This window comes from Ruegeria sp. CG3, assembly GCF_056537205.1.
Window position 1 is genome coordinate 284,804 of sequence record NZ_JBQFRC010000001.1, and the last position, 14,299, is coordinate 299,102.

Sequence of the window (14,299 nt, forward strand, 5' to 3'; positions counted from 1 at the left end):
CCGGCAACCGTTATGCGGCTCAGCCGGCTCGGGTCTTTGCACCAGTGCAGGCTCAGCTTCATGCGCGTTCTGACTCGCCGCCTGGCACGCGACAACTGGCGGTTTTCCACGCCGGTGTTCGATATTGACGAGGCAGGCGTCGGACGGGCCGTGTATGTCGCCCAGGGACCAGAGCGCGCGTATTCTCTGGTGGCCTTTGCCCATGATCTTCCACCAGAAAAACGGTCGGACCGGGTGATCGCGGATGCCTGGGACGCGACCTTCACCCTATTTGACGGAATCCCTTCCGAAGCCGACCTTGACCGGCTTTCCCGCAATGTTCCGCTGCAGGAGGCCGGCCGGATCAGCGAAACCGAACTGTCGCTGTCCCGGGCCAATCGCTCGGTCCGATTGTGGACGCATGTAGTCGAAGCCCTGGCCGACGGTCTACAGCCGGATCTGGAGCAGATCCAAAAGGTTGGCTACCTGATGCGAACCACGGCCGTGTACGGATCCGGAAAATTCGGGGCCGCGGACCGGGAAAACATAGCAAACCGTCCGGAAACCGAGGGGCCGTTTCAGGCCGAGATGCTGTCAGTCTTCCTCACCCGCGCCTTCGTGCGGGACCTGGTCGAACACATGGCGCGCGCCAAAGGGGGAAGCAAGGCCGTCAAGATGGCCCCTGATATCGCGCGCCGCCTTGGCATCGGGAACTCCACGGGGCTGGGCATGGCGCCGTTCCTGATCAATCATCCGGTCCTATTGAACAACTGGATCATGGCGCGCGAGGAGGCAATCGCCCGGGTTCGATCCTTGGACACCGCGACCCAAGAAGAAATCAGTGTGTTCCGGTCGGTGTTTGCTCGCTGCCAATTGTCGATTGGCCAATGGCATTCGGAACATCCGATACAAGAGCGGAAACTGTCTGCTCTGAAAGCAGACCTCGGGGTGATCGCGGACTTTCTCCGCCATGACGATCTTACGGGCCGAAGACCGTGGAACCGTCTGGCGGAGTGGTCGGAAACTGTGCTGAGCGAGGAGGGGCAGGAGTTGCTTCTTTCCCTGATCCTCGAACCCTATTCAGACTTGGTGGACGGTTTGTCAGGATGCATGGCGGATTCAAGCCCGCATCTGTACGAGATTGACGGTGCCATGCCGCTGGCCGATGTGCGGCAGGCGATCCGCGACGGTTTCGGTTGGGCCCTGGATCTGGACTGGGGCGCCCGGGAAGCCTGCGCACGGGTCTGGTATGTGTCGGAAGAAAAGCTGGAACCCAGACTGGGTGAGCGCTTTGACGAGCCGGTAGCCGAGTACGAACAACCGCTTGCCCCGGCGCGGGATGCGGCAGCGGCATATTCGGCAATGGCCGATTGGGACACCGCCGCGACCACCGCGGAATTTCTTCTGCGCCACCCTGAACATCGCCACACGATCCGCCGGGCGCAGATCAGCCGCAAGGCCCCCTACAGCGAGATCCGAGACAACACGATTGGTGCATCGGTTCTGCCGATCGACATGCTCCGCGCCAAACTGTCCTTTTTCGGCGCGACACATTTCGATCCCCGCTCGGACCGTTGGGTCCGTATCTGCATGTATTCAGGCGCGCCGTACCCCGAGGATCTTTCGCCCGAAAATGCCGATTTCTGGATTTATCCGGAGGTGCCGGAATGAACCTGTCGCTGAACGAGGTCGAAGGACTGGCAAAACGCGCGGCACGTGGGGCGGGTCATCACTGGGGGCCGGCCGAGGACGCCGCCAAGGCGACCCGCTGGCTGTGTCGTCATGGTTTTGACGGTGCAGCCGCCCTGTCGGCGGTCCTGCGCCAGGACTTTGCGCTTCTGTTTGATGCGCACACGCCACGGGCCCTCGGGGCGAATTGGCGGGCGCATGGGCAGATGTGCCCGTTGGGGGCGGGGATGCTGCTGTCAGATTGTTCGGAACATTTGGGCTGCGGGCCGATCGTTCTGCATGACGTGGCGGTTCCACTGTTGCTCTTGCCGTTCGCTGGCAACGCCGCACACCGATTGCAGACCAATGTGGCCGTCGTCTGCGATGAACTCAGCGCCACGACGGATGGGGAGGTCGTGGACGCTCCGGATCTTTGGCCGGAAAGCGCCACAAAGGTCATCGTAAGGATCGGCGGTACACCTGAAAAACTGCGCGCCAAGCAAACGCGCGCCCTGCCGGCGCCCGCGGCTCTGGCTTTTTTGAACACTCTGGCTCAACGCACCTATGCCCCCGCAACCGAGGAGTCTCGCCGGTTGGGTGCCGGTGCTGGTTTGTCCGATAATGACTGAGGAGGCCGAGATGCCAGAAACCCGAACGCTGTCCCTTGCCGAAATCGAGGATCTGTCGCTGCGCGCTCTGATGGCGGCCGGCACGTCCGAGGACAATGCCCGGCCATTGGCGGTTGCGACCGCCGCGACCGAGGCGGATGGGGTGGCCAGTCACGGACTGGCCTACATCCCGATCTATTGCGAGCATGTACAATGCGGCAAGGTGGACGGGCGAGCAAAGCCGGTGATGTCCGCCCCAAAACCGGGCGTGGTGGTGGTTGATGCGGCCACCGGTTTCGCTCACCCGGCGATCGACTTGGGGTTCGATGCGTTGATCCCGGCAGCACGCGAGCAGGGGATAGCCGCGCTGGCCATCCGCAACAGTTACAATTGTGGTGTGCTGGGGTATCACACCTATCGCTTGGCTCAGGCGGGCCTTGTTGGTCTGGGGTTCACCAATGCACCTGCATCCATTGCACCGTCGGGTGGTTCACGGCCCGTCGTGGGCACAAACCCGTTTTCGCTGGCCGTTCCGGGTGCTGATGGGCAACCTGCCGTCTTGATCGACCAAAGCGCCAGCACGATCGCAAAAAGCGAGGTCATGAAGCACGCCCGCGAGGCAAAGCCGATTCCGGTCGGTTGGGCGCTGGACCCTGATGGCAACCCGACAACTGACCCCGCCGTGGGCCTCAAGGGCTCTATGGCGCCTTCGGGCGGCTACAAGGGCGTGGGCGTCGCACTTCTGACCGAGGTAATGGCCGCCGCATTGACCGGAGCCACCTTGGGTATCCATGCTTCACCGTTTTCAGGAACCGTAGGCGGCCCGCCAAAAACCGGCCAGTTCTTCATTGCCATCGACCCCGGCGCTACGGCCGGGTCGGGGTTTGCTGCCAATATCGCGGAACTTGTCGAGGCGATCCGGTATCAGGAAGGAGCGCGTCTGCCCGGCGATGGTCGGCGCGCCAAGCGCCTGCAGGCCAGCCAGGACGGGGTTGGTGTCAGCGTCGCGACGCTGGACAAAATCCACGCCATCCTGGCCTGACACCCGTTTCAGGCGGAAACAGGGGCAAGGCCGATGCCTCGCCCCCTTTGCATCACGCATTGATGATGTTGTGTTCCGGTCCGTACGGAAAGCCGGTGATATTTTCGGCCCCATCCTCGCCTACGACCAGAATGTCGTGTTCGCGATAGCCGCCCGCGCCGGGTTGACCTTCGGGTATCCACAGCATCGGCTCGATGGACACGACCATGCCCGGTTCGAGCACCGTGTCGATGTCCTCACGCAGTTCCAGCCCCGCTTCACGACCGTAGTAGTGGCTGAGGATGCCGAAGGAGTGCCCATACCCGAACGAGCGGTATTGCAGCAGGCCCTGATCGGCGAAGAACCGGTTGATCTCGGCGGTGATGCCGGAACAGGTCGCGCCGGGTTTGATCAGGCTCAACCCCAGCTCGTGCGCGGCGACATTGGCCTGCCACAGGCGCAGGCTGTCGGCGTCGGGCTCGCCCAGGAACAGGGTGCGTTCCAGCGCGGTGTAATAGCCCGAGATCATCGGGAATGTGTTGAGCGACAGGATATCGCCTTTCTGCAAGGCCCGTTTGGTGACCGGGTTGTGTGCGCCGTCGGTGTTCAGGCCCGACTGGAACCAGACCCAGGTGTCGCGGTATTCGGCGTCGGGATAGGCGCGGGCGATCTCGATCTCCATCGCATCGCGACCGGCCATGGCGATCTCGATCTCTGTGGCACCTTCACGGATGGCGGCATGGATGGCTGCGCCGCCCACATCCGCCGTGCGGGCGCCGCCCTTAATCAGTTCGATCTCCTCGGCCGATTTCACCATCCGCGCGGCCATCGTGTCGGGAGCGATGTCCACAAGCTCGGGCTGGTTCAGCATGGCTAGGGCCGTGTCGCGCGCAGCCAGCGTCATGTGGTCGCTTTCGATGCCGATCCGGCGGGCATTCCCGATCAGGCTGGCCACGGCGCGCCAGTAGTTGTCGCGCTTCCAGTCGGTATAGATCACGTTGTCTTCGACCGACCGGCGCCAGGGCTGGCCCGCGTCGATATTGGCCGACACGGTGGTGCAATTGTCCTGAGTCACCACGCAGCCATATGGCCGTCCGAAGGCGCAGTACAGAAAGCCCGAGTAGTAGGCGATGTTCTGCATTGAGGTCAGCAGAACGACGGGTATGTCCCGTTGCGCCATGATGGCGCGCAGCTTGGCCAGCCGGCGGTCGTACTCGGCCCGGCTGAAGGGCAGGGGCGCCTTGTCACCGTTGTGGCAGGTGAAGAATTCGGGGCGATTTGAAAGGTCTGTCATGTGCTCTCTCGTTTCTTTGCCGGACGTGCAAAGCCCGGCCACATGTCCCGGCGTACAGGACAGGCGGTCTCGGGGTCCGAGAGCCGATCACCCCCTTGGGCGCTGCGACGCCATCGCAGCAGGGGGCGAACAGAGAAATCGTTAGATCAGGCCACGCCGCCGGTCAAGCCGGCGTCAGCCCGCGCAGACGTTCCGACCGCCGCCGCAGCAGCTCGACCGTGGTCAGCAGGGCGATCGAGATGACGACGAGAATCGTGGCCACGGCCAGGATGGTCGGGCTGATCTGCTCGCGCAGGCCGGTGAACATCTGCCACGGCAGCGTCTTTTGGCTGGCCGATCCGACGAACAGCACCACGACCACCTCATCGAACGAGGTGATGAAGGCGAACAGCCCGCCCGAGATCACGCCCGGCAGGATCAGGGGCATCTGAATCTTGAAGAAGGTCCGCACCGGACCCGCACCCATATTCGCAGCAGCCCGCGTCAGCGAACGGTCAAACCCGACCAGCGTGGCGGTCACGGTGATGATGACGAAGGGAATGCCCAGAACGGCGTGGGCCAGGATCACCTTAAGGTAGCCCACAAAGGTCTTGTTCATGCCCAAAGTGCCTTCAAGGAAGCGGCCGATGTCGCTGTAGAAGAAGAACATGCCCGTCGCCGAGATGATCAGCGGCACGATCATCGGAGAAATCAGGATCCCCATGATGGCGCGCCGCCCCGGCACATGCGATTGGCTGAGACCGATGGCCGCCAGCGTTCCCAGCGTTACAGAAATGATAGTCGCGATGGGCGCGATGATCAGCGAGTTCTTGAAGCTGCGCTGCCATTCGTTGTTGGTGAAGAAATCCTGGTAATGCTTCAGCGAATACCCTTCGGGGTCCAGCCGCAGCATCTCGGGTGTAAAGGTAAAGAAGTCCTGCGCGTTGAACGACAGCGGAAGAACCACCAGAATCGGCGTGATCAAGAAGACGAAGATTGCGCCGCAGATCACCCGGAACAGGTAGTGATAGAACACCTGCTGCGCCGTCAGATAAGGGAGCAGCTTGCGGCGGTATCGGCCCTCGTACAGCCAGAATGTGAACCATGCGAAAAACCAGCCGCCCAAGAAGCCGAGCACACCGCCCATCGGCCCGGAAACCGCGAAGCCGACGGACGCGAAACCGATGATGTTGATCCAGTGGGCAAGCCTCTCGTTCTTGAGAACCGAGATGTAGATCCAGGCCAAAAGGGCCGTCAGCGCTGCGCCGCCGATCATTCCGAGGGGGACCGAGCCGTTTCCGGCGCCGACAAACATGCCGGCAAACGCGCCGGCCAGTGCGACGCTGGGAAGGACCATGGATAGGGGCTTGCGCGAAATTGGTGTCAGTGCGGCCATGTCGGTTACCCCAGCTTCACGTTATCGATGCCCACGATCTTGTCGTAGACCCAGTAGAGGATCAGAACCACTGCCAGCAGGATCGTCCCCAATGCTGCAGCCAGGCCCCAGTTCAACGACGACGATATGTGATAGGCAATCCGGTTCGAGATGAAGACACCCTTGGTGCCGCCCACGATTTCGGGCGTGATGTAGTAGCCGATTGCCAGAATGAACACGAGGATCGATCCCGCTCCGATGCCCGGGATGGATTGCGGGAAGTAGATCCGCCAGAACGTGGTCCAGTTCGTCGCGCCCATGGATTTGGCCGCGCGGGTGTAGGATGGCGGAATCGTCTGCATCACCGAATACATCGGCAGGATCATGAACGGCAGCAGGATATGCGTCATGGCAATGATCGTGCCGATCTGGTTGTTGATGATGATCAGCCGGGCGTCATCTGCGACCAGCCCGAGCCAGACGAGGGTGTCGTTTATAACGCCCTGCTGCTGCAGCATGACCTTCCATGCGGATGTCCGCACCAGAAGCGACGTCCAGAAGGGCAGCAGAACCAGAATCATCAGCAGGTTCGACACGCGCATTGGCAGGGTCGCCAGCAGGTAGCTGACCGGATAGGCCAGCAGGATGCAGGCCCCGGTGATCACCAGCGACATGAACAACGTACGCCCGAACAGCTTGATGAGAATCTGCTTGTCTTCCGGCTGAGCCTGAGCACCTTCCGGGGTGCGCCGCATGTCGATTGCGTTCAGGAAGTAACCGTTGGTGATCGGAACCGCATGGGTTTTGATCACGCGCCACGTCTGCGGGTCCCCCCAGCCGTCGTGGATCTCGATCAGCTTTTCCTTGAACGGACCGTCGGCTTCAGGATCCAACCGTTTGATCTTGCGGCCTGACTGGCGGAACAGCGAAGACATGCCGGTTTCTTCGTAGTTCAGACGCGTGCCAAGCCGGGTGTGTTCCTTGTTTTCGATCGCGACCACCATGTCACGAACGAAGGCATCATAAACGTCCTCGCCCGGCAATTCGCCGCTGGTTTCATCCCAGTTGTCCAGCGCTTCGACCGTCAGGGGCAGGGTTTCCGAGACAATTCCGTTTTCGACCGACCGAAACAGCATCGATGCAATCGGTACGAGGAAGGAAAACAGCACGAACAGAAGCAAAGGCGCGATCAGCATAAGCGCGCGCAGTTTCTGACGTCGCAATGAACGCGCCAGCGATTGCTTGAGCGGCGTTCCGTCCGCTGCCAGCATGGGTCCTGCGGTTTGGCTTGCGTCAGTCATCAGTGCCTCTTGGTTGTGCCCGGGTCAGATGGCGGCGCACCGCCACCTGACGTTTCTTCAGAGATTCAAGCGCTTATTGCGCCAACCACGCCTGGAATTTGGCGTCGATGTCATCGCGGTAGTCAGCCCAGAACTCGTAGTTGTAGAGGAACGTGTTCTTGGCGTTTTCCGGATCGGTCGGCATGTGCGGAGCCATGTCGATTCCCAGTTCGGCATGTTTGCCGACCAGCGGAGCCGACGAGGCGCGAGCCGGGCCGTACGAGATGTATTTGGCCTGATCCGCCAGCCGCTGGGTGTCGGTCGCGAACATGATGTAGTCCAGCGCGCGCTGCTTGCGCTCTTCGCTCAGACCGGCGGGAATGATCCAGCCGTCCAGATCGAAGACCTGCGCGTCCCACAGCATGGCGACGGGCTGCTTCTGCTCTTCGATGACGCTGAACAAGCGGCCATTGTAGGTCGAGCCCATGACGACTTCGCCGTCAGCCAGCAGCTGAGGCGTATCGGCACCGGCGGACCACCAGACGACGCTGTCCTTGATGGTGTCCAGCTTCTTCAGAGCACGGTCCTGGCCTTCGTCGGTTGCCAGAACGTCATACACTTCGTCCTTCGAGACGCCGTCGCACAGCAGGGCCCATTCCATGTTGTTGATCGGGCGCTTTTCCAGCGACCGCTTGCCGGGATAGGTCTCCAGGTCGAAGACCGCGCAGATGTCGGTCGGCGGGTTGTCCCCGACCATGTCGGTCCGATACCCAAAGGTGGTCGAATACACGATCTGAGGGATGAAGCATTCGCTGACCAGCAGATCGCCGAAGTCTTCCGAAGCCGGGGTGCCGTCCGGCGCAGGCGCCAGCTGGGTGTCCGGGTCGATTTCCATTGCCAGACCTTCGTCACACAGACGGATCGCGTCCGCGGCAACCACGTCGACCACATCCCATGTGATGTTGCCCGCCTCGTTCATGGCGCGCAATTTGGCCACGGCCTCGGCCGAGCTGTCATCGTTCAGGATGGTGACGCCGGTCTTTTCCGAATAGGGCTCGTGATAGGCCTTGAGCTGCGACTTGGAATAGGCGCCGCCCCAGGACACGATCGTCATTTCTTCGGCGGAAACTCCGCCTGCTGCAGTTGCCAGAGCAACAGCTGTCAGCATTGTGGTGGTACGTTTCATATGTAGCTCCCAGTTTTTCCCGTTTTATGATTTGTCGACCAACGCACGGGTTTTCGTCGGTCGGTTCTTTCGGCTTGGGGGCGGATTGCGAAGCCGGGCGCGCCTAGGCGTCCAGAGCGCGGCAATCCTGCGCCAGCCATCCGATCTCGATCTCCTGACCCGGTGTCAGCCTGACGGCGTCAGGGGCATTCCGGGTCTTGACGATGAATTCATCATTGCCGGCCACCGACATGCGGAACCTGAATACATCGCCCATGTAGATGAATTCCTTGACCACAGCCTTGAGCGTATGCGCTTCGGGGCTGAGGCGATCCTTGTTGAATTCCACGCGCTCGGGCCGGATCGAGACCTTGGTCCGTTCCCCCGGTTGGCTCACGTTGATCGGAACCGCGTCGATCTCGGACCCATCGTCCAGCGTTACGACGCATTTCCCGCCATCGACGGATTTCAGAACGCCTTCCAGCGTGTTGTTCTCACCGATGAACTGCGCAACGAAACTGTTCTCCGGTTCTTCATAAAGCTGGTCCGGCGGTGCAAGCTGCTGGATCCGCCCATCGTCAAAGACCGCTACGCGATCCGACATGGTCAGCGCTTCGGTCTGGTCGTGGGTCACATAGACGGTCGTGATCCCCAATTCATGGGCCAGACGCGTGATTTCAAACTGCATGTGCTCGCGCAGCTGTTTGTCCAATGCGCCCAACGGTTCGTCCATCAGAACCAATTCGGGTTCGAAGACCAGCGCGCGGGCCAAGGCGATACGCTGTTGTTGTCCGCCTGACAGCTGCGCGGGTCGGCGGCTGCCGAAGGCACCCATCTGCACCATGTCGAGGGCGCGCTGGACCTTTTCTTCGCGCTCGGATTTGCCGATTTTTCGGACTTCCAGCGGAAAGGCGAGGTTCTCGGCCACAGTCATGTGCGGGAACAGGGCATAGTTCTGAAACACCATCCCGATGCCACGCTTGTGCGGCGGAATGTTGTTGATCGGTCGCCCATCCAACAGAATTTCGCCATGCGTCGCAGTTTCGAACCCGGCCAACATCATCAGGCAAGTGGTCTTGCCAGATCCCGATGGGCCCAACATTGTCAGAAACTCGCCCTTTGGCATCGCGAGGTTAAGGTCTTTGACGACAAGATTTTCGCCGTCATACGATTTTTGAACGCGTTGAAATTCGACAAACGCGGCGTCGCTAGAAGTGCCGGTCACAAGACCCCCTGTTGCGTCAATTCTTGATCCGGTTGGTCCGGATTTCATTGATCCCTGAGCACATTAAAGACGCAGCAATGTCCGGCTGGCAAGACTCAATGACAAAAACCAATCCTCATTGGGTGGGATTCAAGGATTTTGCGCAGTGTTGAGGCGCCGCATGTGCCACGCAAGGGCCTGATTGCTGGAAAGGACCGGTTTGCCGATCTGTTCATGGATCCGCGGGATGGCGTCCAACGTGCGAAGGTTGGTGCAGCTGAGAAAAACAGCTTCGACCGCACTGTCCGAACCCAACCTCACCGCGGCGTCAACGATGGATTGCGTTGAAATCCGGACGACCTTTGATTCTTCGGAAATTCCAAAGGTGCCGAACACATCCATCAGGATCCCTTGATCGGCGAAGGCCGCGCGAAGCGCCGTGTTGACCTGCTCCTCATAAGGGGACAGCAGTGCAAAGCGTGACACACCCAATTCGCGCGCCTGCGCAACCGCGGCGCGCAGCGGGTTGGTCACCGTTTGCACATCACAAGTCTGCTTCACCAGTTCTTCGATCTTTTCCGACCCGATGACCGAGCTTGCCGAGGTGCAGGCGTAGCCCACAACCCGGAAGGGGCGCGCCTTGGGCAGTAAATCTGCCGCCGCTGGAAGCGCATGCTTCATGCGGGTCAACGTCTTGGTCGTGACCTGCGGGTCGCTAGTTATGCGCGAGACATAAATGGGTGACGGGTCGCCGGCAAAAAGCCTGCGGAAATCGCCTTCGATCGTCTCGTCTGTCTGCAGAACGATCAGGCCAAGCGGAGATATGTCCGGGTCATCCGTGTCCAGAGAAAATGGCAGTGTTGTCATAGCTCGGGAATCTCCCGTCGTGCCTTGGGGCTCAGGAACCGCGGGGCGCCTTCGGTGACCAGCACATTTTCCTCGTGGACAAGTATTTTGCCACCGACCTCAATACCTGGCTCCAGCGTCAACACCATTCCGGGTTTCAGAACCGTGTGATCCGTTGGGATGAGCGAAGGCCACTCGGTCAATGACATGCCCAATCCGTGGCCCAGGCGCCCGGCTTCGGTCCCGCCGCCGCCACGGGACAGGACCGAGTTCATTGTGTGATACAGGTCCGAGGCCGTCGCGCCCGGTCTGGCCTGCTCGAACGCCGCCTCGGTCGCATCGATCAGCGCGTGGTGCGCCGCGCGCACGGCGGGACTGGCCGGGCCGACGGACCAGTTGCGGTCGAAATCGCAAAAATACCCATCCCAGACCAGCCCGGTATCCAACATAAGCACGTCGGCCGGCTTCAACGGTCGTTGGGTTGCCGGTGAGATTACGTCGCCATATCCGCCTTGGTCGGCCGCGCCGGCAAGATAAGGCACCCAATCGGCGCCTGCGTCGAGACACAACATCTGGAACCGTCGAAAGACCTGATCCAGAGGAACACCGGCCGATGCAATCTCAGGAACCCGCTCAAAAGCCTGTCCCGCGATCAGGCAGGCGGTTTCGATCTTTTTGATTTCGGCTTGAGATTTGACCATGCGCAGGTCGCGCAGAATGCCAAGGTCGCCGGTGATCCTGCGGCGGTCGATTTCGGATTTCAGACGCCCGAAATCCGCAAGCGGCATCCGCAGGTGCGTTTCATGCCCGTCGGGGCATCCGATCAAACCGCCGTCCGGAACAAGTTCGCGCAGGGTTTCGGCCAGCAACGATACTCCGTCGTCTGCCAGATCCGGGGCGGACCAGGTGCGGATGTCTTCGATCCAGGTCTGCGCCATCAAGGCCGCACCAATCGACGGGATCACCGCGACAGGTTTGCCGGTGGCAGGAACGACAAGGAACCAGGGGCGCGTCGGGCTTTCCCAGAACCGGGTCAGAAAGCCGCTGAAATACCGGACGTCGGGCTCGGTCGTCAGCAGCAGGGCGTCCAGGCCATGCTCTCGCATGAGATCCTGTGCACGCGCAGTTCTTTCCGCGAATTCGGCTTGTTCGAACCCTCTCATGAGGCTTGCTCGGTCACGACGCACAAAACGCGGTCCTGTGGTCCGATATCGAGCAAGTTGCGGCTATCGGCATCCAGAACGGCAGCCAGTCCGGCCCCGCCTGACGCAGTCGTTTCGAACCCGGCCTCTGCCATGACCGGAAGCTGAGCGGCCACGGTGTCATCCTCCAGCGTCAGAAACTGATCGGCATCCCGCGCCAGTCCATTCAGTGCAATCAGCGATGGCTCCTTGCAATCCAGCCGTCCCATGATGCTGTCCGGACCGTCTGCAAAAACCGGCGCGCCGGCTTGGATGCTGGCCATCAGCGCCGGGGCTGCGGCCGGTTCGACCACGATGATCTTGGGGTCGTCTCCCCAAGCCTTTCGGAAACATGCGGCAACGGCGCCCGCCATGCCTCCTACTCCGGCCTGCAGCAGGATCAATGTCGGAGGTTCGGGACACTGATCAACCGCCTCGACAGCCATTTGAACGTACCCCTCCATCAAGAGATGGGGCAGGTCATAATACCCTTCCCAAGAGCTGTCTGACAGAAGCGTCCAGTCGTTGTCGTTCGCCGCGCGGCTTGCGGCGCTCATGCTTGCGGCGTAATCGACGCCTTCGCGCACCACTCGCGCACCTTGCGCCGAAAGGCGCTGAGCAAAGCTCTCGGGCACGGTTTCAGAAATGAACACTACGGCATTCGCACCAAAAACGCGCGCACCCGCAGCCATGCTTAGGCCGTGGTTCCCGGCGCTGGCCGTTACATAAGTACGGCCAGCAAGGGATGTGTTGTCGGGTGTCTCGGTGGCTTCGCTCGCTTGGTAGGCGATGACATAGGCCGCGCCCAATGCCTTGAACGACCCGAGATTCATCCGCGTCCGTTCATCTTTGATCCAAAGGCGGGAAACGGGCGCCAAACCCTGCGCTTCGGCCAGTGGTGTCACGCCGGAGGCAGGGCACAGCGACAAAAGCTGCGCCAACCGGCTGGAATTGGTTGAAGGGAAGGGGGCCTGTGAAAACAGTTTGCCTTCGCCTCGATACGGGTTGGTGACGGACTTCATCGCGGCCTCCCTCAACGATCCGGCAGACGTCATAGAAATGCAGTCAATCTGTCAAGGCATAGGGGTGAAATGCGAGAAATGCACACTTCCTGTTCCCTGGGAAAAGTGGCTACCTGCCCTGAACCAAACGGCGTTGATCTGGCTGGCGAATTGACCGCTTGCGGTCTTTGCAATCGGTATGGGTGCGTGTAAGTGTTCGGCACGTGATCCGGCGCCGGTGCATCAGACCGGCCGGATGCGGGCGTGATGGAATGGTAGACATATCGGACTTAAAATCCGAAGGCCCTAGCGCCGTGTGGGTTCGAGTCCCACCGCCCGCACCAAACACACTGGTCGACTTGGCCGAGGGCGATCGTCAGACCGGATAACCCAGCTTGGAGATCAGCCGCCAGATGTCCTGGTTCGCCGCCGACAGCTGCGCGACGACATCCTCGATTTCCTGCATCGCCTGTTCGTCGACCGTATCTTCGCGTCCCAGCTTGATGTCGGTTTTTCGATCGGCAATGCGCATCAGGATCGTTTTGGGGTTCCCGGTTTCCTGGTCGAAGGAATAGATGCAGTGGTTGAACTTGTTGCGGATGCCAGACAGACGGCTGAGCCGCTGCGTGTGCTCTAGGATCGGATCACGAACCGAGGCCGGCCTTCCGTCCATCTTTGCCAGACGCTCGACCAGATCAATTCGGGCGCGGGTTGTGTTCAGGGTCAGGAAAATGATGACGGCTACGTCTTTGCTGGTCCCCGAGAGGCCGGCAATCAGATGTATCAACAGGCTTTCGGTGTTCGTCCAGACATAGTTCAGGCGGCCGACCAAAAGGATCAACCGATCGAACCTGGCTTCGAAGTCGTCAGTCAACCGAAGTTCGGTGCGCGTCTTGCGCCGCCGCCTCAAAGAAGAAATGCGCCGCTGCCGTTCTGTTGCAGACACCGATCTTGCCCGACACGTTGTGCATGTGCAGCTTGACCGTGTGTTCGGTGATACCCAACTGGGCAGCGATAGCCTTGTTGCTTTTGCCTTCGGAGACAAGCTGCAGAACCTGCTTCTCGCGCCTGGTCAGTTTAGACAACAGAGGGCCAGCCGCAGGGGAATTCGGAGTTTCCCGGGCTGCAGTTGGGGTTTTCGCGCACGGCTTCGATGCAACGCAATTGGCTACAAATCCCGGCAGGTACAACTCTTCATGCATCAGCAGCCGCAGGATCGCGCGCCATGCGTCCGGGGCGACGTTCATCGGAAGATACCCGATTGGTCCGTACCGGGATCGGTCCCATCGCTCGAAAACGAAACGGGCTGCGTCCTCTTTGCGGTATGCGAAGGCAAGGCATCCCGGCATGGACGATTGAACATAATCGGAGGGATGGGCCAGCAGATCCTCCATCATGATCTGATCCACGACAACAATCTTGCCGGAACCCTCAGCATTGCTCGCCTCGGACAAGAATGCCGCGAGGGATTCAAACCGATGGGCTGCCACGCCGAATTCGTGCTGAACGCTTCGCAGGGTTTGGTTGGAGTAGAAGAGCTCTTTCCCAACAAAAACAATCATGAAATCTTCACTTTTGTCGATCGTGCTGGAACTGTTACTTAATTCAGAAATGCTCATTTTTGCGCCCCCCTAAATACCCCAGATTACGTCCTGAATTGGCCGTTATTGGCCGGGGTGAAACTGAATAAAAACAATT

The 14,299-nt window shown here is 60.5% G+C and carries 13 protein-coding genes and 1 tRNA gene; 4 read left to right on the top strand and 10 right to left on the bottom strand.

The genetic code is table 11. The annotated features are described in order from the left end of the window. Positions 1–12: 12 nt before the first annotated feature. Genes ACR0NB_RS01385 through ACR0NB_RS01395 form a run of 3 tightly spaced genes read left to right on the top strand, consistent with a single transcriptional unit; the run spans position 13 to position 3,297 of the window. Complete coding sequence (locus ACR0NB_RS01385; RefSeq protein WP_480775615.1) at positions 13–1,650, top strand: hypothetical protein; 1,638 nt, start codon at positions 13–15, stop codon at positions 1,648–1,650. Continuing rightward, positions 1,647–2,276: a DUF3726 domain-containing protein gene (locus ACR0NB_RS01390; RefSeq protein ID WP_480753700.1), complete on the top strand. Its 630-nt coding sequence runs from the start codon at positions 1,647–1,649 to the stop codon at positions 2,274–2,276. The genes ACR0NB_RS01385 and ACR0NB_RS01390 overlap by 4 nt, the downstream gene beginning before the upstream one ends. A gap of 10 nt (positions 2,277–2,286) precedes the next feature. Then, positions 2,287–3,297: an Ldh family oxidoreductase gene (locus ACR0NB_RS01395; RefSeq protein ID WP_480774756.1), complete on the top strand. Its 1,011-nt coding sequence runs from the start codon at positions 2,287–2,289 to the stop codon at positions 3,295–3,297. Between the two features lie 52 nt (positions 3,298–3,349). Here the strand turns inward: ACR0NB_RS01395 and ACR0NB_RS01400 are convergent, their stop codons facing one another. From ACR0NB_RS01400 to ACR0NB_RS01435, 8 genes are all read right to left on the bottom strand, one after another. Next, positions 3,350–4,570 (bottom strand): aminopeptidase P family protein, encoded by a 1,221-nt coding sequence (locus ACR0NB_RS01400; protein ID WP_480774757.1) that lies wholly within the window; start codon positions 4,568–4,570, stop codon positions 3,350–3,352. A 163-nt stretch (positions 4,571–4,733) separates the two neighbouring features. Next, positions 4,734–5,945 (bottom strand): ABC transporter permease, encoded by a 1,212-nt coding sequence (locus ACR0NB_RS01405; RefSeq protein ID WP_170358335.1) that lies wholly within the window; start codon positions 5,943–5,945, stop codon positions 4,734–4,736. A gap of 5 nt (positions 5,946–5,950) precedes the next feature. After that, positions 5,951–7,225, bottom strand: coding sequence for an ABC transporter permease (locus ACR0NB_RS01410; protein ID WP_170358337.1), 1,275 nt, complete (start codon positions 7,223–7,225; stop codon positions 5,951–5,953). Between the two features lie 73 nt (positions 7,226–7,298). Further along, the gene (locus ACR0NB_RS01415; RefSeq protein ID WP_170358339.1) at positions 7,299–8,390 is read right to left on the bottom strand and encodes an extracellular solute-binding protein; all 1,092 of its coding nucleotides are present in this window, start codon (positions 8,388–8,390) and stop codon (positions 7,299–7,301) included. A gap of 103 nt (positions 8,391–8,493) precedes the next feature. Then, positions 8,494–9,642 (bottom strand): ABC transporter ATP-binding protein, encoded by a 1,149-nt coding sequence (locus ACR0NB_RS01420; RefSeq protein WP_174819681.1) that lies wholly within the window; start codon positions 9,640–9,642, stop codon positions 8,494–8,496. 81 nt (positions 9,643–9,723) lie between these two features. Next, positions 9,724–10,440 carry a maleate cis-trans isomerase family protein gene (locus ACR0NB_RS01425; protein ID WP_480774758.1) on the bottom strand — a complete coding sequence of 239 codons (717 nt, stop codon included), beginning with the start codon at positions 10,438–10,440 and terminating at the stop codon, positions 9,724–9,726. Further along, on the bottom strand, positions 10,437–11,582 hold the full coding sequence (locus ACR0NB_RS01430) for a M24 family metallopeptidase (RefSeq protein ID WP_480774759.1): 1,146 nt from the start codon (positions 11,580–11,582) through the stop codon (positions 10,437–10,439). Before ACR0NB_RS01430 ends, ACR0NB_RS01425 begins: the two co-directional genes overlap by 4 nt. Next, a complete protein-coding gene (locus ACR0NB_RS01435) occupies positions 11,579–12,622 on the bottom strand; it encodes a pyridoxal-phosphate dependent enzyme (protein WP_480774760.1) in 1,044 nt (347 codons plus the stop codon). The genes ACR0NB_RS01430 and ACR0NB_RS01435 overlap by 4 nt, the downstream gene beginning before the upstream one ends. A gap of 237 nt (positions 12,623–12,859) precedes the next feature. On the opposite strand from ACR0NB_RS01435, the gene ACR0NB_RS01440 reads away from it, so the two are divergent. Continuing rightward, positions 12,860–12,945, top strand: a tRNA-Leu gene (locus ACR0NB_RS01440). 32 nt (positions 12,946–12,977) lie between these two features. Here the strand turns inward: ACR0NB_RS01440 and ACR0NB_RS01445 are convergent. Beyond that, positions 12,978–13,475 (bottom strand): hypothetical protein, encoded by a 498-nt coding sequence (locus ACR0NB_RS01445; RefSeq protein ID WP_093962654.1) that lies wholly within the window; start codon positions 13,473–13,475, stop codon positions 12,978–12,980. After that, positions 13,468–14,220, bottom strand: a complete 753-nt coding sequence (locus ACR0NB_RS01450; protein WP_480774761.1) for a helix-turn-helix transcriptional regulator — start codon at positions 14,218–14,220, stop codon at positions 13,468–13,470. Before ACR0NB_RS01450 ends, ACR0NB_RS01445 begins: the two co-directional genes overlap by 8 nt. Positions 14,221–14,299: the final 79 nt, after the last annotated feature.

Coding starts and splice junctions, on each gene's coding strand:
- ACR0NB_RS01435 (WP_480774760.1), bottom strand. CDS start 12,622: ATGAAGTCCGTCACCAACCCGTATCGAGGCGAAGGCAAACTGTTTTCA.
- ACR0NB_RS01405 (WP_170358335.1), bottom strand. CDS start 5,945: ATGGCCGCACTGACACCAATTTCGCGCAAGCCCCTATCCATGGTCCTT.
- ACR0NB_RS01395 (WP_480774756.1), top strand. CDS start 2,287: ATGCCAGAAACCCGAACGCTGTCCCTTGCCGAAATCGAGGATCTGTCG.
- ACR0NB_RS01430 (WP_480774759.1), bottom strand. CDS start 11,582: ATGAGAGGGTTCGAACAAGCCGAATTCGCGGAAAGAACTGCGCGTGCA.
- ACR0NB_RS01390 (WP_480753700.1), top strand. CDS start 1,647: ATGAACCTGTCGCTGAACGAGGTCGAAGGACTGGCAAAACGCGCGGCA.
- ACR0NB_RS01400 (WP_480774757.1), bottom strand. CDS start 4,570: ATGACAGACCTTTCAAATCGCCCCGAATTCTTCACCTGCCACAACGGT.
- ACR0NB_RS01420 (WP_174819681.1), bottom strand. CDS start 9,642: ATGAAATCCGGACCAACCGGATCAAGAATTGACGCAACAGGGGGTCTT.
- ACR0NB_RS01415 (WP_170358339.1), bottom strand. CDS start 8,390: ATGAAACGTACCACCACAATGCTGACAGCTGTTGCTCTGGCAACTGCA.
- ACR0NB_RS01385 (WP_480775615.1), top strand. CDS start 13: ATGCGGCTCAGCCGGCTCGGGTCTTTGCACCAGTGCAGGCTCAGCTTC.
- ACR0NB_RS01425 (WP_480774758.1), bottom strand. CDS start 10,440: ATGACAACACTGCCATTTTCTCTGGACACGGATGACCCGGACATATCT.
- ACR0NB_RS01410 (WP_170358337.1), bottom strand. CDS start 7,225: ATGACTGACGCAAGCCAAACCGCAGGACCCATGCTGGCAGCGGACGGA.
- ACR0NB_RS01450 (WP_480774761.1), bottom strand. CDS start 14,220: ATGAGCATTTCTGAATTAAGTAACAGTTCCAGCACGATCGACAAAAGT.